Raw genomic sequence first — 23,063 nt, 5'->3', positions numbered from 1 at the left:
CAGCCATTATAAATAAATGGCTGCCAGTTTACTCAATAAAGTAGGAGCTTTGATATGGCAGTTTCCCTTGTTAAAGGTGGTAATGTTTCACTAACTAAAGAAGCACCAGCAATGACTGTTGCAATGGTTGGTTTAGGATGGGATGCCCGCGTGACTGATGGCGCTGAGTTCGATTTAGATGCGTCAGTATTCATGGTCGGTGAAGATGGAAAAGTACTTTCAGACGCAAGTTTTATCTTCTTCAACAACAAAGTCAGCCCATGTGGCAGCGTTGAACACCAAGGAGATAACCGTACTGGGGAAGGCGATGGCGACGATGAACAAGTCAAAATCAGCTTGTCAAAAATCCCTGCTGAAGTGAAAAAACTGGTATTCGCAGTGACTATTTATGATGCTGAAAACCGTAAACAAAACTTTGGTATGGTAAGCAACAGTTTTATGCGCGTTTATAATAACGACAATAATACTGAGATTGCTCGTTTTGACCTTTCTGAAGATGCATCAACAGAAACTGCGATGATTTTTGGTGAGTTATATCGCCACGGCGAAGAGTGGAAATTCAAAGCCGTAGGCCAAGGTTTTGCAGGTGGTTTAGGTGCTTTAGCCGCACAGCACGGTGTTAATATCTAAGTTAATGTGTTGATTATTGTTTATTAATTAAGCATTACATAAAAAAGCCCTCGTTTAAAACGGGGGCTATTTATTTTAATCGCTTTATTACTCGTTATATGTTGATTGCCGGTTATTTTTTTACAGTCACTTTGATTGGCGATTTTTTAGCCTGTGTGTTTTTTGTATGAAAATGACGCCAATGAGGATCTTGAGCAGCTAACAGCAATTCATGATCACCGCGCGAATCACCCCATGCCCTTAAATGGTATTGAGTTAAATCGCCATAAATACCTTCTAAACGCTGTATTTTTTCACCACAGCGGCAGTTATTACCAATAATTTTGCCTGTTAATTTACCATCAATGACTTCAAGTTGAGTGCCAATAAGTTTGATGCCTAATTTATCTGCAAAAGGTTGTAGCACCATTGCTGGTGATGCAGAACAAATCGTGACTTCAGCACCAATATTCACTTCTTCGGCAACGGCAATCAGTCCTTTAGGGCGCATTAATTTAGCCCAATAAAGTTGGCAAAAGGCCTCTGCTTTCTCTTTTAACCATTTTTCATCAATGTTGGTTAAAAAGGTTTTTATTAACACTTCTTTTAATTCATCACGCGTCAGTTTGCGTCTAAAACAACGTAATGTTGGCAACACCATTTTGATTAAACGGCGTGAAAATTTACGTTTTCCAAAAGCAAACTTTAAAAAAGGAATAAAGCTGTCGTGATAGGTTAGCGTGCCATCAAAATCAAACACTGATAACGTTTTTACGGTGTTTTTTGAGTTTTCAAACTGAGGTTGCATAGTAGAGTTAAGCTCCGTAAATCATCAGGGTTCGAAGAAAATTTTACTTATTATATCATTGTTGCAGAAATGAGGTAGAGGAGAGAACGGTAGTTGATAATCGGCTAGATAAGCTCTTATTGTTTTATTATGTTTATTCTTAATAAAATATTAGCTATTAATTAATAATAATATTTGTCGAATTTTTTAATAATCTATTAAATATTTTTTTAAAAAGATGAATAAAATAAATAATAGAGTTTTTTTATTATATAAAAATAATAAGATTAATTAAAATAATAACTTGAATTTATTTTTGTTTATTCAATTAAAAAGAAATTTAGCCGATAAGAAATAAGTTTTAGTTAATCCAATTATGGCGGTGGAATTTATTGTGAATATTAAAAGAAAATCTCAAGTTGGCACGGCGATATTATTGTTAATATTTTTTATCTCATCAGGAGTATCGTCTTTTCTTATTTATAAAATGCAATCTAATTTTGTTCAGGTTGAAGCGCTCTCTACGCGTTTTATTGATCTACAAGAAGCGCGATATAATTTGGCGATAATACGCTCGAATATCAACAGTTTTATACAAAACAAAGAAAGTAATAATGCTTACCGTGATGAAATTATTCAACAAAATAAGTTACTTATAACAACATCAAAAAGTATCATTGCCCATTGGGTGAAAGAGAAAAAAATGACTGATGATGCACAAAAAAGTGCAGAGAAAGTCGCTAAATTATTTAATAGCCTTGTTGATAAACTAGTATTATCGCTAAATAATACAGGCTCACTAGTGTTTAACGATAAAGTATTTCTTGCAGATTTTAATCAACTGTCTTCATTGTTCGATAATTACTTTACTATTACCTCAAAAAATAATGCCACAATTAGTTTTCAGCAGTCATTAATGACTAAAATTTCTGTTTTTTCGACTGTTTTGTTATTTGTTATTACATCAATTCTTTTATGTCTTGTTATTCGGTGGGTAAATAAAACATTTATTTTTAATCTTAATTTACTGTCGGAAATACTAAAGAAAGTGGGTGAAGGTAATTTAATCTTCACATTACCAAACAAGAGAGATGATGAGTTTGGCACTTTATTTTTACATGTTAGTGAAATGCAAAGTGCATTAACGTCGACTATTTTTACTGTTAAAAAAGAGACGTTGGAGATGAAAAAAGAAGCAACTGATATTGCATCAGGCAATCAAGAGCTTTCATCTCGCACTGAAGAACAAGCTAGTGCATTGCAGCAAACAGCTGCCAGCATGGAAGAGATAAAAACAGCTGTTGCTAATAATACAGAAAACACAGTATTGGCTAATGATATCACCACAGAAGCTAATAGCATTGCTATGGATGGCTCAAGTATTATGAAAGATGCTATTAATTCAATGAAAAAAATAGAAAATGGTGCTGTGAAAGTGGGTGAAATTAATGATGTGATTAATAGCATTGCGAGCCAGACCAATATCTTAGCCTTAAATGCGGCGGTGGAAGCGGCCAGAGCGGGTGACCAAGGTCGAGGTTTTAGGGTTGTTGCTGCCGAAGTAAGAAATTTAGCGGCTAAAAGTGCAGAAGCAGCAAAAGAGATCCATCAGATTATTAAGGAGTCTATGGCGGATGTTTCTCATGGTACTGTGTTGGTGAATAAAACCGGTGAGCATATGGAGGCAATGGTTTCTTCAATAACCAAAGTGAATAAAATTATGCAGGGAATAAGTCTTGCCTCTGAAGAGCAACGATTGGGTATTGAACAAATAGCAGTCGCAATTAATCAGATGGATACAGTAGTACAACAAAATGCATCATTGGTTGATCAAAGTGCGACATCAACCATGATGTTAGACGAGAAAGCACAGCTTTTAATGGATAATGTGGCGGTATTTCAGATTGAGGAACAAGCGTAATTGAGACTGAAATAATTCACTCCGATAGACTCTATTGGAGTGAGATTTTTAGGCTGTGATGGTAAATAGAATAACGATTAATAATATTCAATCATAAAAGTGGCTGCACCGTTAGCTGAACCTGCTGATAGTCGGCCATCAGTACGAATATAACGTGCACGTAATGGAATATTGACTGTATCTGCTTTATCTTTTTCGGGATAATTTATATTAAGTTGCATCCTTGCAATATTAGTTAAATTAAAAGTGCTGGGTTGAATAGAGCCAATTTTAATTAATGAGCAATTTAATACTGGGTGCGCCCAATATGTTATACCTTCTAACTCTTTTTTTGAAAGGACACGTTGGCCTTTCTAAGAAAGTTTAGAACATAAGCTATTTCTATTTGTATAAAATACTATACCAAGAGCAGTGTTATTGGTTCTATAAACATTGGCAGAAATACCAGAACTAATAGCAAGGGTTCTTGTTATATTTATCATTTTTAATTCTTGTTTTTCTAAATAATGAACATTTCCTAACCCTGTTTAAGGAACGTTAAAACCACACTTATAGCTTCGGGTATAACTCTCGTAATCTATTTACCTTGATAAAGGACAGAACCTATAGGCATCAGATCTAACATAAATTGCGCCATTAATTATCATGGTATGAGTCTCTGGGGATCAATAACGACACTTCAATAAATAAATATAAGCTATCCGTAGCAAATAATTTCCCGAATCTAAATTTAAATAATTAAATGTTTTATTTTTATGGTAAGCACTTAGCAAAGTGAAAGCCTATTTATTATTTTTTACTTATCAGATGAACAATAAGTGATGTATCTAAAACTGCGGAAATACAAATTACTCTTTTTGTGTGTATTGGTTGTAGATTGTGGTTGTAAGATTACTCTGAACAAATTTTAAATTTGCACTATATGATAAAAATAAATGATTGAATTTTTATTTTTTATCGTTTTTTATTAAAAGCAATAACTATAAAAATCGATCTAGCGTAATAATCTTTATAAGAAATATCTTTCTTTAATAGGACTGTTTTCTATGTTATTTAAATCAAGAGCTAGGTGTTTTTACTTGGTTTTTTCTCAGGGAAAAATGTTATTAATTTACCTTAAGGTATGCGAAATAATATTTACATTAGAAAAATTTTTTGATTTTATCTTATGTAATCTATTGTTAAATAAAGATTTTTAAAATTAATGATATAGAAAATAGGCTGAAGAGCCCAACAAATAGCGAATAATTAGCAAATAATAGAAAAAGATTGTGTTATTGGGCGATATAAAAATAAAAGAGGATCCCATGTCAGAGTAAAACTCTGAATTTAATCACTGATGAAGAAATTAAAAGGAAAAATATACCGATTATTCTGATTAATGAGTAAATAAAATCTATTTCTTGCCGATATAAGAGTGGGTTTTATCAATTGATTACTGAGGTAGATAGTTTCATGAGTATAGAGAGATCGGCTAAAGTTGGTTCCCTTATTTTATTACTAATTTTTTTAATGTCGTCGGCATTGTCATCATTTTTTATTTATAAAATGCAAGATAACTTTGAGTCGCTTAACTCATTGAATACGCGACTCACCAATGTTCAAGAGGCAAGATATGAGTTAGCAACGATTCGCTCTCATGTTAATTACCTTATGTTAATGCAGAGTATGGATAATAAAGAGACGACGACAGCTGCTATTGTTGCAGAAGCTAAAAAGTTGGCAGTTGAATCTAAAGCAACGATTTCACATTGGGTGCAAGTAAAAAAAATTAGCCCTGATGCTCAACGAAATTCAGAAGAGCTATCTGTATTATTCTTTGCGCTACTCGATGAGTTAATCGACCCTATCGACACGATGAGTTATCAAGAAAAAAATCTATCTGGTGATTTTAATAGGCTTTCAGATTTATTTGATGAATACTTTATTATCACCAAAGGTGTTAATGATAGCATTGCAGCGCAACAAGCGTGGATGGTGCAACTTTCCATCTATTCAACGATTATTGCCTTACTGGTTATGTTAACGTTACTTTATGGCGTTGTTCGTTGGGTGAATAAATCTTTTATTTTTAATCTTAATACGCTGTCTGACATTTTAGCGAGAGTTGGTCAGGGGGATTTAAGTTTCTCTTTACCGAAAAAGAGAAAAGATGAATTTGGGGTTTTATTCTCTAACGTGGGCGATATGCAACAAGCATTAACTTCAACAATAAAAATTGTTAAAGAAGATGCTATAGAGATTAAAAAAGGTTCTGCGGAAATTGCTTCGGGCAACCAAGATCTTTCATCAAGGACAGAAGAACAAGCAAGTGCATTGCAGCAAACAGCCGCGAGTATGGAAGAGATAAAAACAGCGGTTGTGAATAACACAGATAATGCGATGCTCGCTAATTCTATTACTGCGCAAGCGCGTGAACTCGCCGTTGATGGCTCAAACATTATGAATGATGCCATTGACTCGATGAAAAAAATCGAGATTGGTACATTAAAAGTCGCTGAAATCAATGATGTGGTTAATAACATTGCAAGTCAAACAAATATACTGGCATTAAATGCGGCGGTTGAAGCGGCTCGTGCGGGTGAGCAAGGGCGTGGATTTACTGTTGTTGCAACGGAAGTCAGAAACTTAGCCGCAAGAAGTGCAGATGCGGCTAGAGAAATTAATCAAATTATTAAAGCATCAGTAACGGATGTGGCTCAAGGCACAGAACTTGTAAATAAAACGGGGGCTCATATGCAGGAGATTGTTTCTTCAATCACTCAAGTGAGCAGCTTAATGCAAGGCATTAGTATCGCCTCTGAAGAGCAAAAAGTCGGTATTGAGCAGATTGCAGTTGCTATTAATCAGATGGATTCTGTCGTACAACAAAATGTTGCTTTAGTGGAACAAGCTGCAACTTCGACAATGATTTTAGATGAGAAAGCACAAAATCTAACGGATAAAGTGTCAGTGTTTCAAATTAAAGAACAATATTAACTTTTGAAATAGCGCTTTAATGTTCGTATTAAAAACAAGCTCACTTTGATAGCAATATTGAAGTGAGTTTTACTATTTGTAAAAGGCGAATACGTTGTAAAAGGCAAATACGATGAACATTCCTTCATGAAAATCTGGTTCATATTTGCAGATATGAACCAGAAAGATAAGGTTATATTACTAAATAGGAGCATTAGAAACGTGATAGTTTATGAATGATTTATTTGATACGTTAATCATAATTCAGCAGCCTCCATAACGGTACTTAGCACGGAACCCCAAGTAAATGAAGATGAAGGAAGCACTGCGGAAGCTTCCGCCAGTTCATTATTTATATTTGTCATGGATAATCCCATAACAAGATGAGGTAAACTATTTATTTTTGATGGAGTATAGCCTTTATATGGGTCAACTGATGACTGTGTTGTTTCTACAGCATAATGAGGATTTGTAATAGTTTCTTGAATAATATCACTCCCTTTTTTAGTATAGATAGTGACAAGCTCTATTAATTGATTTGGAATATTCATATATGCAGAATATTCTTGTTCTGCCGTTAATACGGCTCTTAGCACGTCACTGACACGCTCCTCAATTTTATCATGATAATAATAGACAGTATCTAATGCTGAATAGAAATTATGCGTAGCTCTTATTTGATATATATAAGATTTATTGTCTGTTGAAACATTGAGTAAATCTTTTGCGAATTTTTCACTTGATTTAAAATTTGATGTTGTCGGAATAAATGCAGAGTCTTTACTTCCTCTTCTTCCTGAAACACCATTTACATGAGCATGAAAATTAAGATTATTCCCCCAAGCAAAAAATCCTTTTTTAAACACTTCTTCTGGTGGTCTTGAATCTGCTCGATATACTTTACTGACAGGTCTTGCGTGTGATAGTTGTATATTAAATAAAACAAATAATATAATTAAAATTATTTTTTTCATTATAACCTCTTATGATTTTATAAATACTTTATAGAGTTATGTTATTTTCCTTTTTATTTAATTATAATTTTTTGTATTTTTAGGTAATTAATTTTTTGATAATCCAATCATATATAGGGCATCTTTACCAGGGAACGTGTTTTCATTCCCAACGCATATGGCTATATTTGTTTGTGTCAGATATGAAACCTTAGCTATATCGTAAAGCGCAGTTGCATTGTATATAATACCATAATGATATGTACCACCAGTTGTAGGCTTAAATTTTATATTGGCGGTTAAAACTGGGTTTTTCCCATTATTATAACTATTAGTTACAACCGTGAGGCTGATAATTTTGCCATTTTTTACAGTTCCATTTAGGGTTTTGCAATAACCATCAAAATCAACGCCGGCATATGATAATGCTGAAAAAGAAAGAAGACCGATAATAAATAAATTTTTCATTTATAACCTCTGTGTTTATTTACGATATTTATATGTGATTGTTGCTTATTCCATTAATTTAATAACAGATGTTTATTGTCGAGCGTGGTATGTACATCAATATAATGGAAGCGATTTAAATATACAGAGGTGGGTTATTTTTAAAATATGTATTTTTAATATATTGTAGTGGAAAAATAATAATTATAATGTGAATGAGTTGTTTGAGGATTTTATCTAGTATAGATGAATATAAAAATAATATGTTGTATTTTTCTGAGGAAAATATTTTTTGTAGATAAAAGGATTTTAATATTCTATTAATAAAAAGATAAAACTTGAGGGGTGTAAAAGAGAATATGATAAAAGATTGATGAATTAATAGTAAAAAAATTTCGTATTTACGTGAGATTGATTATCCATATTTTATGTGAGAGCAATTTAGAGAATATTATTTTTCAGTGGGTTATATATTTTTGAAACTGAAATAATTAATAAAATTTATTTTTGAGATGCTTGATTAACATAGAGTAGGTGAGAATGGATTATCTGGCTTTATTGTTTTTTAATGGTTTTTTTATTCTGTTTGTTTTTTATTAATTATTAAATTTATTACGACTAATTATTTTTAAATAAAATCGATAACTTTTGGCTTTCGGAAGAGCTAGATAAAAAACTCTGTCGCCATTTGTCTATAAAAACAAAAAAGCCACTTACTAGGAAGTGGCTTGATGTGCTGATTTAACAGCTAAAATTTGGTGGCCCCTACTGGACTTGAACCAGTGACCAAGCGATTATGAGTCGCGTGCTCTAACCAACTGAGCTAAGGGGCCTTAATGGAGTGTGATTATACGTGTCATTTGGCACGAGGTCTAGCCTTTGAATGACTGTATGCGCAATTAATGTGCAATATAAACGAGAAAATAATTAATAAAATAATAACTGTTATATCAATAACATAGTTGAGATGTGGAGTGAGCGATAATTAAGAGTGGAAAAAATATAAATAAAAAGGTTCTTTTTTATAAAAATAGGGGGAGCTGCTTTTGTTCATTTTATTTCTATGATTGAGCTCATGATAAAAAAACGCCTGTGATTTAAATTTCACAGGCGTTTTATTTTGAGCTTCAGTCACTAAAGATAGTTAGTGAAACACAATCATAGATTACTCATCTAGGAAGCTACGTAAGACTTCAGAGCGGCTAGGGTGGCGTAACTTACGCAGTGCCTTCGCTTCAATCTGACGAATACGTTCGCGGGTAACATCAAACTGTTTACCTACTTCTTCCAAGGTATGGTCGGTATTCATATCAATACCAAAACGCATACGCAGGACTTTCGCTTCACGTAATGTTAAGCCAGCCAGCACTTCATGTGTTGCTGAACGTAAGCTTTCTGATGTCGCAGAATCCAGTGGTAATTCGAGAGTAGTATCCTCGATAAAATCACCTAAATGTGAATCTTCATCGTCACCGATAGGGGTTTCCATGGAGATTGGCTCTTTAGCAATTTTCAGTACCTTACGGATTTTATCTTCTGGCATCAGCATGCGTTCTGCTAACTCTTCTGGTGAAGGTTCGCGTCCCATCTCTTGCAGCATTTGGCGAGAAATACGATTCAGTTTATTAATCGTTTCAATCATATGTACCGGAATACGAATGGTACGAGCCTGATCGGCGATAGAACGAGTGATAGCCTGACGGATCCACCATGTTGCATAAGTTGAGAATTTATAACCACGACGATATTCAAATTTATCAACCGCTTTCATCAGACCAATATTCCCTTCCTGAATCAGGTCAAGGAACTGTAGGCCACGGTTAGTATATTTTTTGGCGATAGAGATAACCAAACGTAAGTTTGCTTCTACCATCTCTTTTTTCGCACGACGTGCTTTCGCTTCACCGATAGACATACGACGGTTAATATCTTTAACCTGTTCGATAGTCAGTCCAGTTTCAACTTCAATTTGCTGTAGCTTTTGTAAACTACGTTGTACTTCTTCTTCAATACCAGCCAGTTTTTCAGACCAAGGTTTATTCATTGCGCGAGCAGCAGTAAACCATGTGTCGTTGGTTTCGTTACCAGTAAACAAGGTAATGAAGTTTTTCTTAGGCATTTTCACTTGGTCAACACAAAGACGCATAATGTGTCTTTCTTGTGCACGAACACGATCCATCATGTCACGCATGTTGTTAACCAGATAATCAAACTGTTTTGGTACCAAACGGAACTGTTTGAATATCTCAGACAACAGTAAAATTTCAATTTCTGTGTCTTTATGGTTGCGGCCTTTAGCTTTGATTGTTTGACGAGTTTTTTCGTATTGCTCACGAAGTTCTGAGAATTTTTGACGCGCTAATTCAGGATCGATGCTGTTATCATCATCGCTATCACTGTCGCTATCGCTCTCTTCGTCTTCGTCCTCATCCTCGTCATCCGCATCTTTTGCGATTTCTTCGTCTTCTTTACCTAAATTAACATCTTCGCTTTCTGCCACTTCTTCAGCATTAGGATCGATGAAAGCAGTAATTAAATCAGAAAGACGAGCTTCACCGGCTTCAACACGGTCGTATTGTTCTAGTAAATAGGTAATAGCTTCAGGATATTCTGCAACAGAGCATTGAACTTGGTTAATACCATCTTCAATACGTTTTGCTATATCAATTTCACCTTCCCGGGTGAGCAGTTCAACAGTACCCATTTCGCGCATATACATACGCACAGGGTCAGTTGTACGGCCAATCTCAGATTCTACACTAGACAGTACCTGAGCTGCGGCTTCTGCCGCATCATCATCAGTGTCATTTGAATTTTCTGCCAGCATCAGATCATCGGCGTCAGGTGCTTCTTCCATAACCTGAATGCCCATGTCGTTAATCATCTGGATGATGTCTTCGATTTGATCTGAATCGACGATATCTTCCGGCAGATGGTCATTGACCTCAGCATAGGTCAGGTAGCCTTGCTCCTTACCTTTAGTGACAAGTAGCTTCAGCTGTGACTGCGGGTTTTGCTCCATAAGACGGTATCCACACTTCAAAGTAATTTGGGTTGGTGTCGGTCGGCGATAACTGTTCAGCCAACAATAACTACGGAGGGGCATTTTCATGTCGATTGCTACGGTCCCCTCAGCGTAGCAAATGTAGGTTTATTTCCTACCGATAGCGGCAATTAAGCCGTGTTTTTAATCTTAATTCTGGTTTTACTTTCTGACACGCGCCTGTATTATCAAACGGACTTCTTCGCGCTCATCTTGTGTCAGACCTTCAGTTCTTTCTTTGGCAATAAGTGAGTTTAGTCGCTCATCCATTGCTGTTAAAAATAGATGGTCTAATGTATCTGTAAATGTTTTTTCTGCAATTTCATCTATATCTATATCGTTCCACATGGCCAGTTTTTCAAGTTGTTTACCGAATTTATTCTCTCTATAGAGTTCGATAATTTGCCCCGTATTAAGGCCTGGCTGAGCTTGGCAAATAGAAACTAATTCAATAAATAGTGATAAACCTGCAATTTTTTCAGCATTTAGCCCTTCAAGTGGAGGAACTAATTTAGAAAATTCCGGATTCTGTATCAATAATGCAATTAATATACGCATTGGTGTTGTGCGTAATTTAGTTGCTTGATAAACATTTTCGTGATTTACCGGATTTCTACCAAATAAGCGATCCATTTGCTCAATATCAGGGTTACCCGTTAAGCTTCCCAGTTCCCTTAATAAATAAAGACGTAAGGTTTCACTTGGGATCTGATCTATTAATGGTCGAGCTAAACTATATAACTTACCATTACCTTCTTGGGTGCTAAGATCCACTTGTGGAACCAGTGAATCAAATAAAAATGTTGATAATGAATGTGCTTGCTCCATACGTTGTTCAAATGCGTCTTTGCCTTCTCGGCGAACCAGTGAGTCAGGATCATCGCCTTCAGGTAAAAACATAAAACGTAATGAGCGTCCATCGTTTAAAAAAGGAAGCGCTGTTTCTAATGCTCGCCATGCGGCATCGCGTCCAGCCCTATCTCCATCATAGCAGCAAATAATGTTATCTGTTGTCCTAAAGAGCAACTGAATATGTTCTGCTGTTGTTGATGTGCCTAACGAAGCAACGGCATAATCAATACCAAACTGCGCTAATGCCACAACATCCATATAACCTTCAACAACTAATAGCTTTGTGACGTTATCATTAGATTGTTGTGCTTCATAAAGTCCGTAAAGTTGACGTCCTTTATGGAAAATCTCTGTTTCTGGTGAGTTTAAATATTTAGGTAAATCATCACCTAATACTCGACCACCAAAAGCAATCACTCGGCCACGACGATCTCGAATCGGAAACATAACCCGTTGTCGAAAACGGTCATAAGTACGACCATTGTCATTTGTTATTACCATACCTGCTTCAAGAAGTAGGGTTTTATTATCGGCATTTTGTCCAAAACGTTTGAGAACATTATCCCAACCTGCGGGTACAAATCCGATAGAGAAACGAGTAATAACATCTTCACTGAGTCCACGATTAGCAAGGTAATTCCTTGCTTCTTGTGCTTGTGGCGTATTTAGCATACTGCTGTAATAGTGATTGAGTTTCTCCATCACTTGATAGAGATTTTGTCTCATATGTCGTTCAATAGGGCTACTACCAGTTCCTGACTCATAAGGAACTTCTAACCCATGCATTGCTGCTAACTCTTCAATCGTTTCGACAAAATCGAGTCTGTCGTAATTCATTAAAAAATCAATAGCATTGCCATGCGCACCGCAACCAAAACAGTGATAAAACTGTTTGTCGCTATTTACTGTGAAAGAGGGCGTTTTTTCATTATGAAACGGACAACACGCTGAATGATTCTTGCCTTGTTTTTTTAACGGCACTCTAGCGTCGATAAGATCGATGATATCTGTTCGAGCTAATAAATCATTGATAAATGAACGTGGAATTCGTCCAGCCATAAGCCCTTTTTACGCCTGTTGTTGAACGAGAATAAGCCGCGCTTTCATGAGAAAGCACGGCCTTTAACTGCGACTACAGTGTCTGCATAAGTTGCGGGATAAGCCGCAAAATATTAGTACAGACGAGTACGACGTGCGTTTTCGCGAGCTAATTTTTTAGCGTGACGTTTTACTGCTGATGCTTTAGCGCGTTTACGCTCAGTCGTTGGTTTTTCATAAAACTCACGACGACGAACTTCTGCTAATACGCCTGCTTTTTCGCAAGAGCGTTTGAAACGACGAAGAGCAACGTCAAATGGCTCGTTTTCACGTACTTTGATTACCGGCATGTGCCTCTCACCTCAATAGAAATCGGTTTGCGCTGGCATTATTTAAGCCAGCCGACATTTAAAATGGTGCGGAATTTTACTTCAAAGCAGGGCACTTTGTAAAGAGATGCACAAAATTGAAACGCAAACTCTCACTTTAGTGTCTTTTTTAATAAGAACATAAAGCGATAGTCGCTAACCACACATTTAAATTACATAAAATAGGTGGATAATTATAGACCAGAAAAAGAAAGTTGTCACATGTTGCTGTGTAAAAGATGTTGCGAAGGCATATAAAATCACCGAAATAATGATACAATTGCCACATTACGCGATTACGCGAGGAAGAATTTGGAAAGCGTCATGCGAGTTTTAGGTATTGAAACATCTTGCGATGAAACCGGTATCGCAATATACGATGATAAAGCCGGTCTATTAGCGAATCAACTTTATAGCCAAGTAAAACTTCACGCTGATTATGGTGGGGTTGTGCCTGAGCTTGCATCACGAGACCACATTCGTAAAACGGTTCCTTTGATTCAAGCCGCGTTAAAAGAAGCTAATTTAAGTGCAAAAGATATTGATGCTGTGGCATATACCGCAGGTCCTGGTCTTGTAGGGGCATTACTTGTTGGTGCAACTATAGGCCGCTCTTTAGCTTTTGCTTGGGATGTTCCTGCTATTCCTGTCCATCATATGGAAGGCCATTTATTGGCGCCAATGCTTGAAGAGAGAACACCAGAGTTTCCTTTTGTTGCTCTGCTGGTTTCTGGCGGGCATACCCAATTAATTAGTGTAACGGGTATTGGCGAATACGTCTTATTAGGTGAATCTATTGACGATGCTGCGGGGGAAGCTTTTGATAAAACAGCTAAATTACTGGGATTAGATTATCCTGGTGGGCCAGTGTTATCAAAAATGGCGCAACAAGGTGTTGCTGGACGATTTGTTTTTCCTCGACCAATGACAGACAGACCAGGGCTTGATTTTAGTTTTTCTGGTTTAAAAACCTTCGCGGCTAATACTATTCGTCAAAATGATGATTCTGACCAAACTCGCGCCGATATTGCTCGTGCTTTTGAAGATGCGGTAGTTGATACTTTAGCAATAAAATGTCGTCGAGCTCTAGAGCAAACGGGTTTTAAACGTTTAGTCATGGCTGGTGGTGTAAGTGCTAACCGCACATTACGTGCGAAAATGGAAGCAGTAATGAAGCAAATTGGCGGAGAAGTGTTTTATGCGCGCCCTGAGCTTTGTACTGATAACGGAGCAATGATTGCTCTGGCGGGAATGATCCGCTTTAAAGGCGGCACTGAAGGGCCTCTTAGCGTTACAGTGAGACCACGCTGGCCATTAGCTGAATTACCCGCATTAAAAAGTGAATAAAGTATTGATAAATACTTTTAGCGCCCATTAAAGTAAAAAAAGCCACTTAATTAGTGGCTTTTTTTACTATCAAAAGAGTTACTCAATAAAATCGACGATTAATCCTCTTTTTCTTGCTCTTTTGCTTCTTGAATAATTTCTTTTTCGGTCTTTTCTGTCTTTTTCTTTAACTTATGCCAGATACGGCTTTCTTGACCGCGCCATAAACGTTGAATATTGTCGTGATGACGGTAAAGTACCAGACATGATAGTAAAGCAACGGGATAGGTGAATTCGGGTTTAAACCACCAAACGTAGAATGGCGCTAATAGAGCACTGATTATCGCACCCAGTGAAGAATAGCCACTGAGTAGCACAGTAAGAAGCCATGTTCCTGCGATAAGGCCACTTAAATCCCAACCAATAGCAGCAATAGCGCCAAATGCGGTCGCAACACCTTTTCCACCTTTAAAGTGGAAAAAAACAGGGTAGATATGGCCAAGACATGCGGCTATTGCCACGATCCCAAGATAAAATGGAGGCACATTTAAATAGTAGGCGATCCAAACGGGGATCATCCCTTTTAGGACGTCGCAAATAAGTACTGCGGCAGCAGCAGCTTTACCGCCGATACGTAAAACATTAGTGGCACCAGGGTTACCAGAGCCAAATTTTCTTGGATCAGGAAGCCTCGCCAGTCGGCAAATCAAAATCGCGCTGGAGATTGAGCCGCACAAGTAGGCGAAGATGATCATTCCAAGTGCGTTAGCACTCATTTGTATTCTCCAATGTTTATGTAAGTTCGTTAGACATGTATGGATAATACGCATATTTCATCAGAAGTGGTATCTGATGGGCAGAAAAAATAAGAGATGGCGTGATGGATATCGTATTTATTGAGCAATTATCCGTAATAACCACAATCGGCGTTTATGATTGGGAAAAAACAATTAAGCAAAAGCTAGTGTTCGATATCGAAATGGATTGGGATAACAAACGCGCATCCCAAACTGATGATGTCACTTATTGTTTAGATTACGCAAGTGTAAGTAATGCAATTATTGATTATGTTGAAAATGGACGTTTTGAGTTAGTTGAACGTGTTGCAGAAGAAGTGGCACAGCTTTTGATTACTCAGTTTGCGGTACCTAGAGTGAAAATTAAATTAGCGAAACCTGGCGCAGTCGCTCAAGCCAAAAGTGTTGGCGTGATTATTGAGCGTCAAGCTTAATGATTTCGCTATATAATTTCGCTCTATAAATAATGCGGATTAAAGTCGCGATTTCCATTGGATAATCGCGATTTCTCTTTGTTTTGTAAGCGCTTCTCTAATGGCAATGCCTTTTAAGCCACTTGCAATAATTGGTTTAATATCCACACTATTGGCGATATTAAATGCTTGCTGAAGAAAATCTCTTTGTGGATAAACGAGAGTTTCTAAACCTTGACGCCCTCTTGCATCCGCTTCACTTACCATCGCTAATTGAGAAACGCGCTCTGGTTTACGCCATGCATCTATCGCATCGAATAAACGGATCACTTTCGAAGGGCGCATTCTGTCAATACGATGAATATGATCGTGGAATCTAGCCGTTAATCGGGCTAGGTCACGAATATGATTTGGTATGCGATAGCGTTGACATAATGCTTCCACTAAAGGCACACCCGCAGGGCCGTGATCGTGATGATGAGGCCATTTTTCCGCTGGGGTTAATCCTTTACCTAAGTCATGGCAAAGTGCACTAAAACGCACTGCAATATCATCAGTTAGCTGACTGGCAATATTTAATACCATCATGGTGTGAATACCGGTATCTATTTCGGGATGCCACTTTTCTGGTGCTGGAACACCGAATAATGCGTCAATTTCAGGGAAAAGCACCTTTAATGCACCACATTGGCGTAAAACATCAAAATAGACTTGAGGAGCTTTACTCTCTAGGGCTTTTTCTGTCTCTTTCCAAACGCGTTCGGCAGTTAATGCATTCAGTTCTCCACTTTGAGTCATCTTTTGCATTAATAGCAGCGTTTCTGGTGCGACTTTAAACCCTAAGGGAGCAAAGCGTGCTGCAAAGCGAGCAACCCGCAGAACTCTTAGTGGATCTTCAGAAAATGCGCTGGAAACATGACGAAGTAATCTGGCCTTGATATCGTCTCTACCATGATAAGGATCGACATATTCACCATCAACGCAATAAGCAATAGCGTTGATGGTTAAATCACGCCGTTGCAAGTCATCTTCTAAAGTCACATCAGGAGCCGCATAGCAAGTAAACCCAGTGTAACCAGAACCTGATTTTCGTTCTGTGCGCGCTAACGCGTATTCTTCATGAGTCTCAGGATGAAGAAACACAGGGAAATCTTTCCCAACTTGTTGATAACCCAACTCTAATAGTTGTTTGGGGGTTGCACCAACAACCACCCAATCTCTATCTTTTACTGGCATATTTAACAGTTGGTCGCGTACAGCACCACCGACAAGGTATGTTTTCACTGGATTATTACCCTTAATACTGTGCTTTTAGTTCATCCAACGATCATTACGTTTGCGACGGCGTGGAATAATATGAGGAAGGATCAGACCCAAAACAAGTCCAGCACCTGCAACACCACCACCATACATAAACCACTGTAAGATAATATCGCGCTGTCTGTCATCTAGCTGTTGATTAGCAAAATCGAGCTTTTTCTCAGCAACCGCTAATTTGGTTCTCATTTGCTCATTCTCTTTTTTCAAACCATTGATGATATCATCGCTGCCTGAAACTTTATTTTGCATATCTATCGTACGCTGATTCCAGCTTTGATCGATATTGGCAAGTTTGTCACGTAATGTTTGGATCTCTTTTTCCATTGCTGGGATACGAGTACGCATACTTGGTTGTGTACTTAGCTGATTTTCAGGTAGCCAAACAACACGATCTTTATCGTCTTTGATTTGCACATAACCCGTTGCTGCATTACGCGAAAGTACAGTAACGGTTGAGCCTGAATTTAAAGAGCCTAAAATTCGATACTGATTTCCTGGTCCACTATGGACATAAGTGGATAATTCATCGGAAACATAACGAGTTTCATTTGCGTGTGAACTTAGTGAAAAGCCTAAGCCAAGTAAGGAAATAAAAAGTAAGGGTAATTTTCGCATTATGTTTTCAACTTTTTTATCTATACAAGAGAATATTTTTACTGATACTAAAGAGTAAAGTTTGCGTAAGCAAATAGTAAACCAGAATGAGAACAGTCTTAACTGATGGAATATAGGGGAAATCTGCCTTTTATTCATCCGCGTAATAAGGCTATCACTTGCTTAATGAAAAATCGTTAAATATTTTACTAATCAATTGATTTACTTAAGGGAAATAGAATGAGCCAAATAGAGACAGAATTAAAACTCAGTGCGATATCCGCCGCTATTCCTCATATTATTCAGCGAATTTCAACGCTTCCTCATCAGCATAGCATCGCTAAAAAGCTGACTAATCTTTACTTTGAAACACCAGATAATCAAATCCGTCGTTGGGATATGGGGCTACGTATTCGTGGGGTTGATAATCACTACGAAATGACAATTAAAACAGCGGGTAAAGTTGTTGCGGGCTTACATCAACGTCCTGAATATAACGTGAAATTAGAACAACCAAAATTAGATTTAGCACGTTTTCCCGCTGAAATTTGGCCGCAGGATTGCGATTTATCCCAATTAGAAGCGCATTTGCAGGTATTATTTAATACCGATTTTAATCGTGAAATTTGGTTGGTTAACTACCAAAATAGCCAGATTGAAGTGGTGTTGGATCAAGGTGCGGTTCGTTCAGGTGAAAATGAGCTGCCTATTAAAGAGTTTGAACTAGAGCTAAAGGCAGGCAATGTGTCTGATTTAATTGCTTTAGCCACATTTTTGGGTGAAAAGGGCGGATTACGCCTTGCTTCTCGTAGTAAAGCCGCAAGAGGTTATTATCTAGCAAAGGGTAAGCCTGCATTAACCTTGAGTGTCGTTAATTTATCCCCTGATGAAACTATCGCTCAGCAACTCACTAAATGGTTGTCATCAATTCAATCTTTAGAAGAAGCTATTTTTGCTAATCCAACACCGCCGACAATCACAATGCCTGCAATGTTAGCGTTATTTTCAGATTGGTGTAAAAAACAGCCTGAATTACCGGCGTCAATGCAGCAAGCGTTAAGTGAGATGTCACCGTTATCATTTACATCAGCGACTGATTATTATCATGTGCTGTGGTTAAGATTTAAATTAGCGTCAATGGCGTGGTTGCTATCTATTGCTTAATTTACTGATAATTTGAGAGCCTATTTATGTCTGCTATCGATGTGTTTCAACAATTGTGGGATAAAACACAATGCAGTTTATCTTCTTCGCTCAATGAGTTAGCACCTTTTAGTGAGCAAGAGCAGCAGTTTTTAACTTTTAGCCCCTTTGCGGCTGAGCATTTGCGTGTAAACCCTCAATGGTTAATCGATATTAGGCAAGCTGAGCCAATAGGTTCTGAATGGCAAACGTATGAAACTCAATTATCAGAAAAACTAGCAAATATTGATAATGAAGATGATTTAATGCGTATTTTGCGTCAATTTCGTCATCAACAATTAGTGCGCATTGCGTGGCTACAGTTTTTTCTGTTATGTGATACGCCTTGTACGCTAAAACAGCTCAGTGTATTAGCTGAAACCTTAATTTGTGCAGCAAGAGATACGCTTTATCAGCAGTGTTGTCAGCAGTGGGGCACACCTTGTGATAGCGCAGGAAAACCTCAGCCATTACTTATTTTAGGAATGGGAAAGCTCGGCGGTTTTGAGCTTAATTTCTCTTCTGATATCGACCTGATTTTTGCCTATCCAGAAAATGGTGCCACTCAAGGCGGACGCCGTGAACTCGATAATGCGCAATTTTTTACTCGATTAGGGCAAAAATTAATAAAAGCGTTAGATCAGCACACTATTGATGGCTTTGTTTACCGTGTTGATATGCGATTACGCCCTTTTGGCGAAAGTGGCCCCTTAGTCATGAGTTTTGCTGCGCTAGAGGATTATTATCAAGAGCAAGGGCGTGATTGGGAACGCTATGCAATGATAAAAGCACGGGTTTTAGGGGCAGAAAAAAGAGATTATTGCCAGATATTACGCCAAATGCTGCGACCTTTTGTTTATCGCCGTTATATCGATTTTAGTGTGATCCAATCACTACGTAATATGAAATCAATGATAAGTCGTGAAGTTCGTCGCCGCGGTATGATCGATAATATTAAATTAGGGGCTGGTGGTATTCGTGAAATTGAGTTTATTACGCAGGTATTTCAATTAATTCGCGGTGGTAGAGAGCCTGAATTACAAAGTAATTCGTTGTTATCTGTGCTAAAAGTTATCTCGAAACTTGAATTATTAACTGAAGAAGAGACGGCGCAACTGACTGAAAGTTATCTTTTTTTACGCCGATTAGAAAATTTATTACAATCTATTGGTGATCAGCAAACTCAAACTTTACCTGATGATGAAAATGATAGAAGTCGCCTTACTATAGCGATGGGTTATAACGATTGGGCAACGCTTTATCAGAACATTGGTCAGAAAATGCAGGCTGTTTCTATTATTTTTACTCAATTAATTGGTGATGATGATGAAAATGAAGATGAAGCAGATCTTTCTGCGTTTAAAACATTTTGGTTATTAGGCCATTTCCCTGAAGGTTCAGCATTATTTCATCAATCGCTGACTCAAGAAGAAATTGAAACCCTCTGCCAGACATTACAGATTTTTCGCCAAGATATTGGCAAACGAACCATTGGGCCAAGAGGACGCGATGTTCTTGACTTATTGATGCCTAAATTATTAGCCAAAATCTGTCAGCAACCACAATCTGCGATGATATTGCAGCGAGTCACGCCTCTTTTACTCAGTATTGTGAGTCGCACAACCTATTTAGAGTTAATACAAGAATCTGATGAAGTATTAACCCATGTTATTCGTTTATGTGCCGCATCGCCTATGATTGCAGAGCAATTAGCACTGCATCCCCTGCTATTGGATGAATTACTCGATCCTAACTCGCTCTATCAGCCGCTTCCTTTAGATGCTTATCGTGATGAGTTACGCCAATATTTACTTCGCGTACCAGAAGAAGATGAAGAACAACGCTTAGAAGCATTGCGGCAATTTAAACAAGCACAACTTTTACGCATTGCCGCTGAAGATATAACCGGTGTATTGCCAGTGATGAAAGTCAGCGATCATTTAACCTATTTAGCAGAAGCTATTATTCATGCTGTGGTTCATCAAGCTTGGTCATATATGGTAAAACGCTATGGTGAACCGGAACATTTAGCCCATTGTGATGGTTTAGGTTTTGCCGTTATTGGGTATGGGAAATTAGGCGGTTGGGAATTAGGTTACAGTTCTGATTTAGATTTGGTATTTTTATTGGATTGCCCACTCAACAGCGTGACAACCGGTGAACGTTCTATTGATGCTTGCCAGTTTTATCTACGTTTAGCCCAGCGAATTATTCACTTATTTAGCACCAGAACCTCTTCAGGTGTGTTGTATGAAGTCGATGCGCGTTTACGGCCTTCTGGCGAATCAGGCATGTTGGTGAGTACTATTCAAGCGTTCGATGAATACCAAAAAACACAAGCATGGACATGGGAACATCAGGCTTTAATTCGTGCTCGAATGATTTATGGTGATGATGAATTGCAACAGCAATTTTTACGAATTCGTCATGAAATATTGTGCCTTTCGCGTGATCCGCAGGTATTGCAAGATGAAGTAAGAGAGATGCGTAAAAAAATGGTGCAACATTTAGCGCCAACACAAGCCGATAAATTCAATTTGAAACTTTCTGCTGGTGGCATTACTGATATTGAATTTATCGCTCAATATTTAGTGTTACGTTTTTCTCATCAATATCCAGCATTAACGCGTTGGTCTGATAATGTGCGTATTTTTGAATTAATGGCGAAATATCAAGTGATGACAGAAGAAGAGGCTCAAGCATTAACACATGCTTATGTTACTTTGCGTAATGAGTTGCATCATCTTGCGTTGCAAGCACTACCCGCGATAGTGGATAGCAGTTGTTTTATACCCGAACGACAAAATGTATTACAAAGTAAAATGAAATGGCTCGATGAATAGCATAGAGAATATGAAACCAATAATCTGATGTGTTTCTCTATTTGGTTATCGAGTTATGGTATTATTTGGGCTTATTTGAAAAATAATGTGGAGTATGGGATGAAAGTAACGCTGCCGGATTTTAATAAAGCCAATGTGCTCGTTGTCGGTGACGTCATGTTAGACCGCTATTGGTATGGCCCAACAAGCCGAATTTCACCTGAAGCCCCAGTACCGGTGGTTAAAGTGGATACAACCGAAGAGCGTCCCGGTGGTGCGGCTAACGTTGCTATGAATATTGCTTCTTTAGGCGCTAATTCGCGTTTAGTTGGATTAACAGGTATCGATGAAGCAGCAAAAGCATTGAGTAACACATTAAGTCAGGTCAATGTGCGTTGCGATTTTGTCTCTGTTGCTACTCATCCAACGATTACTAAATTGCGCGTACTTTCTCGTAATCAACAGTTGATCCGCCTTGATTTTGAAGAAGGTTTTAGCAATGTTGATCCACAGCCTATTTATGAACGTATTGAGCAAGCCTTGCCTTCCATTGGCGCATTAATTTTGTCGGACTACGCTAAAGGTGCACTTTCTCATGTTCAAGAGATGATCCAACTTGCGAGAAAATCTGGCGTGCCTGTTTTAATTGATCCCAAAGGTAGTGATTTTGAACGTTACCGTGGTGCCACATTATTAACACCAAATATGTCTGAATTTGAACAAGTAGTTGGCGTTTGTAATAGTGACGAAGAATTAGTCGAAAAAGGCGCTAAGCTGGTTCAAGCGTTAGATCTTGAAGCGCTATTAATTACTCGTTCAGAACGAGGTATGAGTTTAATTCGTGCCAATGAAGCGCCATTACATTTACCAACACAAGCACAAGAAGTTTATGATGTCACTGGTGCTGGTGATACGGTGATTGGTGTTTTAGCGACCTCTTTAGCAGCCGGTAAATCATTAGCTGAAGCCTGTTTCCTTGCTAATGCAGCGGCAGGTGTAGTTGTTGGTAAATTGGGTACTTCTACTGTTTCGCCTATTGAACTTGAAAATGCTATTCGTGGACGTTCTGATAACGGCTTTGGGATGATGGCGGAAGAGCAATTAAAAAAGGCCGTAGAATTGGCTCGCCAACGTGGCGAACGCATTGTCATGACAAATGGCTGTTTTGATATTCTTCATGCAGGGCATGTAAGTTATTTGGCTAATGCTCGAAAATTAGGGGATCGCCTAATTGTTGCGGTCAATAGTGATGCTTCTACTAAGCGCTTAAAAGGCGAAACTCGTCCGGTTAACCCATTAGAACAGCGTATGACGGTGCTTGGTGCTTTGGGTGCCGTTGATTGGGTAGTGGCTTTTGAAGAAGATACGCCACAGCGCCTAATTGCTTCTGTATTACCCGATATTTTGGTAAAAGGCGGCGATTATAAGCCAGAAGATATCGCAGGCAGCAAAGAGGTTTGGGCGGCCGGTGGAGAAGTTAAAGTCCTTAATTTTGAAGATGGTATTTCTACCACAAATATTATTAATGCGATTAAAAAGAAATAATAGTGTTAAATCATTAAATATTAAAAGCGCTCTTAGGAGTGCTTTTTTTTGTGTGAAAAAGCGTATTAGCAATAATATTCTTTTATGA

The 23,063-nt window shown here is 37.8% G+C and carries 18 protein-coding genes and 1 tRNA gene; 8 read left to right on the top strand and 11 right to left on the bottom strand.

Annotation, left to right across the window (positions count from 1 at the left end; all coding sequences use genetic code 11):
- Positions 1-54: 54 nt before the first annotated feature.
- Positions 55-630 carry a TerD family protein gene (locus M997_RS15715; protein WP_064721057.1) on the top strand — a complete coding sequence of 192 codons (576 nt, stop codon included), beginning with the start codon at positions 55-57 and terminating at the stop codon, positions 628-630.
- Positions 631-742: 112 nt separating this feature from the next.
- On the opposite strand, the gene M997_RS15710 is transcribed toward M997_RS15715, so the two are convergent.
- Entirely contained in the window at positions 743-1,417 is a 675-nt protein-coding gene (locus tag M997_RS15710) for an HAD family hydrolase (RefSeq protein ID WP_064721056.1), read from the bottom strand.
- A 373-nt stretch (positions 1,418-1,790) separates the two neighbouring features.
- On the opposite strand from M997_RS15710, the gene M997_RS15705 reads away from it, so the two are divergent.
- Positions 1,791-3,317 (top strand): methyl-accepting chemotaxis protein, encoded by a 1,527-nt coding sequence (locus tag M997_RS15705; protein ID WP_064721128.1) that lies wholly within the window; start codon positions 1,791-1,793, stop codon positions 3,315-3,317.
- A gap of 77 nt (positions 3,318-3,394) precedes the next feature.
- Here the strand turns inward: M997_RS15705 and M997_RS17535 are convergent, their stop codons facing one another.
- Positions 3,395-3,538, bottom strand: a complete 144-nt coding sequence (locus tag M997_RS17535; protein WP_156510829.1) for a fimbrial protein — start codon at positions 3,536-3,538, stop codon at positions 3,395-3,397.
- Between the two features lie 1,234 nt (positions 3,539-4,772).
- Here M997_RS17535 and M997_RS15700 point away from each other — a divergent pair.
- Positions 4,773-6,296: a methyl-accepting chemotaxis protein gene (locus tag M997_RS15700; RefSeq protein ID WP_064721055.1), complete on the top strand. Its 1,524-nt coding sequence runs from the start codon at positions 4,773-4,775 to the stop codon at positions 6,294-6,296.
- A 236-nt stretch (positions 6,297-6,532) separates the two neighbouring features.
- Here M997_RS15700 and M997_RS15695 read toward each other — a convergent pair whose 3' ends face one another.
- The 6 genes from M997_RS15695 to rpsU all read right to left on the bottom strand — a co-directional run bounded on the left by M997_RS15695 (position 6,533) and on the right by rpsU (position 12,958).
- Positions 6,533-7,249 (bottom strand): scabin-related ADP-ribosyltransferase, encoded by a 717-nt coding sequence (locus M997_RS15695; RefSeq protein ID WP_064721054.1) that lies wholly within the window; start codon positions 7,247-7,249, stop codon positions 6,533-6,535.
- 87 nt (positions 7,250-7,336) lie between these two features.
- Positions 7,337-7,696: a hypothetical protein gene (locus M997_RS15690; RefSeq protein ID WP_064721053.1), complete on the bottom strand. Its 360-nt coding sequence runs from the start codon at positions 7,694-7,696 to the stop codon at positions 7,337-7,339.
- A gap of 735 nt (positions 7,697-8,431) precedes the next feature.
- Positions 8,432-8,508: transfer RNA gene (locus M997_RS15685), tRNA-Ile, on the bottom strand.
- 332 nt (positions 8,509-8,840) lie between these two features.
- Positions 8,841-10,697, bottom strand: coding sequence for an RNA polymerase sigma factor RpoD (gene rpoD / locus M997_RS15680; protein ID WP_064721052.1), 1,857 nt, complete (start codon positions 10,695-10,697; stop codon positions 8,841-8,843).
- Positions 10,698-10,880: 183 nt separating this feature from the next.
- Positions 10,881-12,629 (bottom strand): DNA primase, encoded by a 1,749-nt coding sequence (dnaG, locus tag M997_RS15675; RefSeq protein WP_064721051.1) that lies wholly within the window; start codon positions 12,627-12,629, stop codon positions 10,881-10,883.
- A 113-nt stretch (positions 12,630-12,742) separates the two neighbouring features.
- Positions 12,743-12,958: a 30S ribosomal protein S21 gene (gene rpsU, locus M997_RS15670; protein WP_001144069.1), complete on the bottom strand. Its 216-nt coding sequence runs from the start codon at positions 12,956-12,958 to the stop codon at positions 12,743-12,745.
- A gap of 342 nt (positions 12,959-13,300) precedes the next feature.
- Between rpsU and tsaD the strand changes: the two genes are divergently transcribed.
- Complete coding sequence (tsaD, locus tag M997_RS15665; protein ID WP_064721050.1) at positions 13,301-14,323, top strand: tRNA (adenosine(37)-N6)-threonylcarbamoyltransferase complex transferase subunit TsaD; 1,023 nt, start codon at positions 13,301-13,303, stop codon at positions 14,321-14,323.
- Between the two features lie 98 nt (positions 14,324-14,421).
- Here the strand turns inward: tsaD and plsY are convergent, their stop codons facing one another.
- Complete coding sequence (gene plsY / locus M997_RS15660) at positions 14,422-15,078, bottom strand: glycerol-3-phosphate 1-O-acyltransferase PlsY (protein ID WP_064721049.1); 657 nt, start codon at positions 15,076-15,078, stop codon at positions 14,422-14,424.
- Between the two features lie 104 nt (positions 15,079-15,182).
- On the opposite strand from plsY, the gene folB reads away from it, so the two are divergent.
- Complete coding sequence (folB, locus tag M997_RS15655; RefSeq protein WP_064721048.1) at positions 15,183-15,533, top strand: bifunctional dihydroneopterin aldolase/7,8-dihydroneopterin epimerase; 351 nt, start codon at positions 15,183-15,185, stop codon at positions 15,531-15,533.
- Positions 15,534-15,572: 39 nt separating this feature from the next.
- Here folB and M997_RS15650 read toward each other — a convergent pair whose 3' ends face one another.
- A complete protein-coding gene (locus M997_RS15650) occupies positions 15,573-16,796 on the bottom strand; it encodes a multifunctional CCA addition/repair protein (protein WP_064721047.1) in 1,224 nt (407 codons plus the stop codon).
- A 27-nt stretch (positions 16,797-16,823) separates the two neighbouring features.
- Positions 16,824-17,447, bottom strand: a complete 624-nt coding sequence (locus tag M997_RS15645) for a TIGR04211 family SH3 domain-containing protein (protein WP_064721046.1) — start codon at positions 17,445-17,447, stop codon at positions 16,824-16,826.
- Positions 17,448-17,666: 219 nt separating this feature from the next.
- On the opposite strand from M997_RS15645, the gene M997_RS15640 reads away from it, so the two are divergent.
- The 3 genes from M997_RS15640 (at position 17,667) to hldE (ending at position 22,975) form a co-directional block, all read left to right on the top strand.
- Positions 17,667-18,590, top strand: a complete 924-nt coding sequence (locus M997_RS15640) for a CYTH domain-containing protein (protein ID WP_064721045.1) — start codon at positions 17,667-17,669, stop codon at positions 18,588-18,590.
- Positions 18,591-18,616: 26 nt separating this feature from the next.
- Positions 18,617-21,451, top strand: coding sequence for a bifunctional [glutamate--ammonia ligase]-adenylyl-L-tyrosine phosphorylase/[glutamate--ammonia-ligase] adenylyltransferase (gene glnE, locus M997_RS15635; RefSeq protein WP_064721044.1), 2,835 nt, complete (start codon positions 18,617-18,619; stop codon positions 21,449-21,451).
- A gap of 99 nt (positions 21,452-21,550) precedes the next feature.
- On the top strand, positions 21,551-22,975 hold the full coding sequence (gene hldE / locus M997_RS15630; protein ID WP_064721043.1) for a bifunctional D-glycero-beta-D-manno-heptose-7-phosphate kinase/D-glycero-beta-D-manno-heptose 1-phosphate adenylyltransferase HldE: 1,425 nt from the start codon (positions 21,551-21,553) through the stop codon (positions 22,973-22,975).
- The last annotated feature ends 88 nt before the right edge of the window (positions 22,976-23,063 follow it).

Source organism: Proteus hauseri ATCC 700826 (assembly GCF_001654965.1).
In the GTDB taxonomy this organism is placed as follows: Bacteria; Pseudomonadota; Gammaproteobacteria; order Enterobacterales; family Enterobacteriaceae; genus Proteus; species Proteus hauseri.
The sequence above is the reverse complement of the archived record's forward strand: the minus strand, read 5'-3'. Positions and strand labels throughout refer to the sequence as shown.

Coding starts and splice junctions, on each gene's coding strand:
- M997_RS15710 (WP_064721056.1), bottom strand. CDS start 1,417: ATGCAACCTCAGTTTGAAAACTCAAAAAACACCGTAAAAACGTTATCA.
- M997_RS15645 (WP_064721046.1), bottom strand. CDS start 17,447: ATGCGAAAATTACCCTTACTTTTTATTTCCTTACTTGGCTTAGGCTTT.
- M997_RS15640 (WP_064721045.1), top strand. CDS start 17,667: ATGAGCCAAATAGAGACAGAATTAAAACTCAGTGCGATATCCGCCGCT.
- rpoD (WP_064721052.1), bottom strand. CDS start 10,697: ATGGAGCAAAACCCGCAGTCACAGCTGAAGCTACTTGTCACTAAAGGT.
- hldE (WP_064721043.1), top strand. CDS start 21,551: ATGAAAGTAACGCTGCCGGATTTTAATAAAGCCAATGTGCTCGTTGTC.
- tsaD (WP_064721050.1), top strand. CDS start 13,301: ATGCGAGTTTTAGGTATTGAAACATCTTGCGATGAAACCGGTATCGCA.
- folB (WP_064721048.1), top strand. CDS start 15,183: ATGGATATCGTATTTATTGAGCAATTATCCGTAATAACCACAATCGGC.
- M997_RS15715 (WP_064721057.1), top strand. CDS start 55: ATGGCAGTTTCCCTTGTTAAAGGTGGTAATGTTTCACTAACTAAAGAA.
- rpsU (WP_001144069.1), bottom strand. CDS start 12,958: ATGCCGGTAATCAAAGTACGTGAAAACGAGCCATTTGACGTTGCTCTT.
- M997_RS15695 (WP_064721054.1), bottom strand. CDS start 7,249: ATGAAAAAAATAATTTTAATTATATTATTTGTTTTATTTAATATACAA.
- plsY (WP_064721049.1), bottom strand. CDS start 15,078: ATGAGTGCTAACGCACTTGGAATGATCATCTTCGCCTACTTGTGCGGC.
- M997_RS15690 (WP_064721053.1), bottom strand. CDS start 7,696: ATGAAAAATTTATTTATTATCGGTCTTCTTTCTTTTTCAGCATTATCA.
- M997_RS17535 (WP_156510829.1), bottom strand. CDS start 3,538: ATGCAACTTAATATAAATTATCCCGAAAAAGATAAAGCAGATACAGTC.
- glnE (WP_064721044.1), top strand. CDS start 18,617: ATGTCTGCTATCGATGTGTTTCAACAATTGTGGGATAAAACACAATGC.
- M997_RS15700 (WP_064721055.1), top strand. CDS start 4,773: ATGAGTATAGAGAGATCGGCTAAAGTTGGTTCCCTTATTTTATTACTA.
- dnaG (WP_064721051.1), bottom strand. CDS start 12,629: ATGGCTGGACGAATTCCACGTTCATTTATCAATGATTTATTAGCTCGA.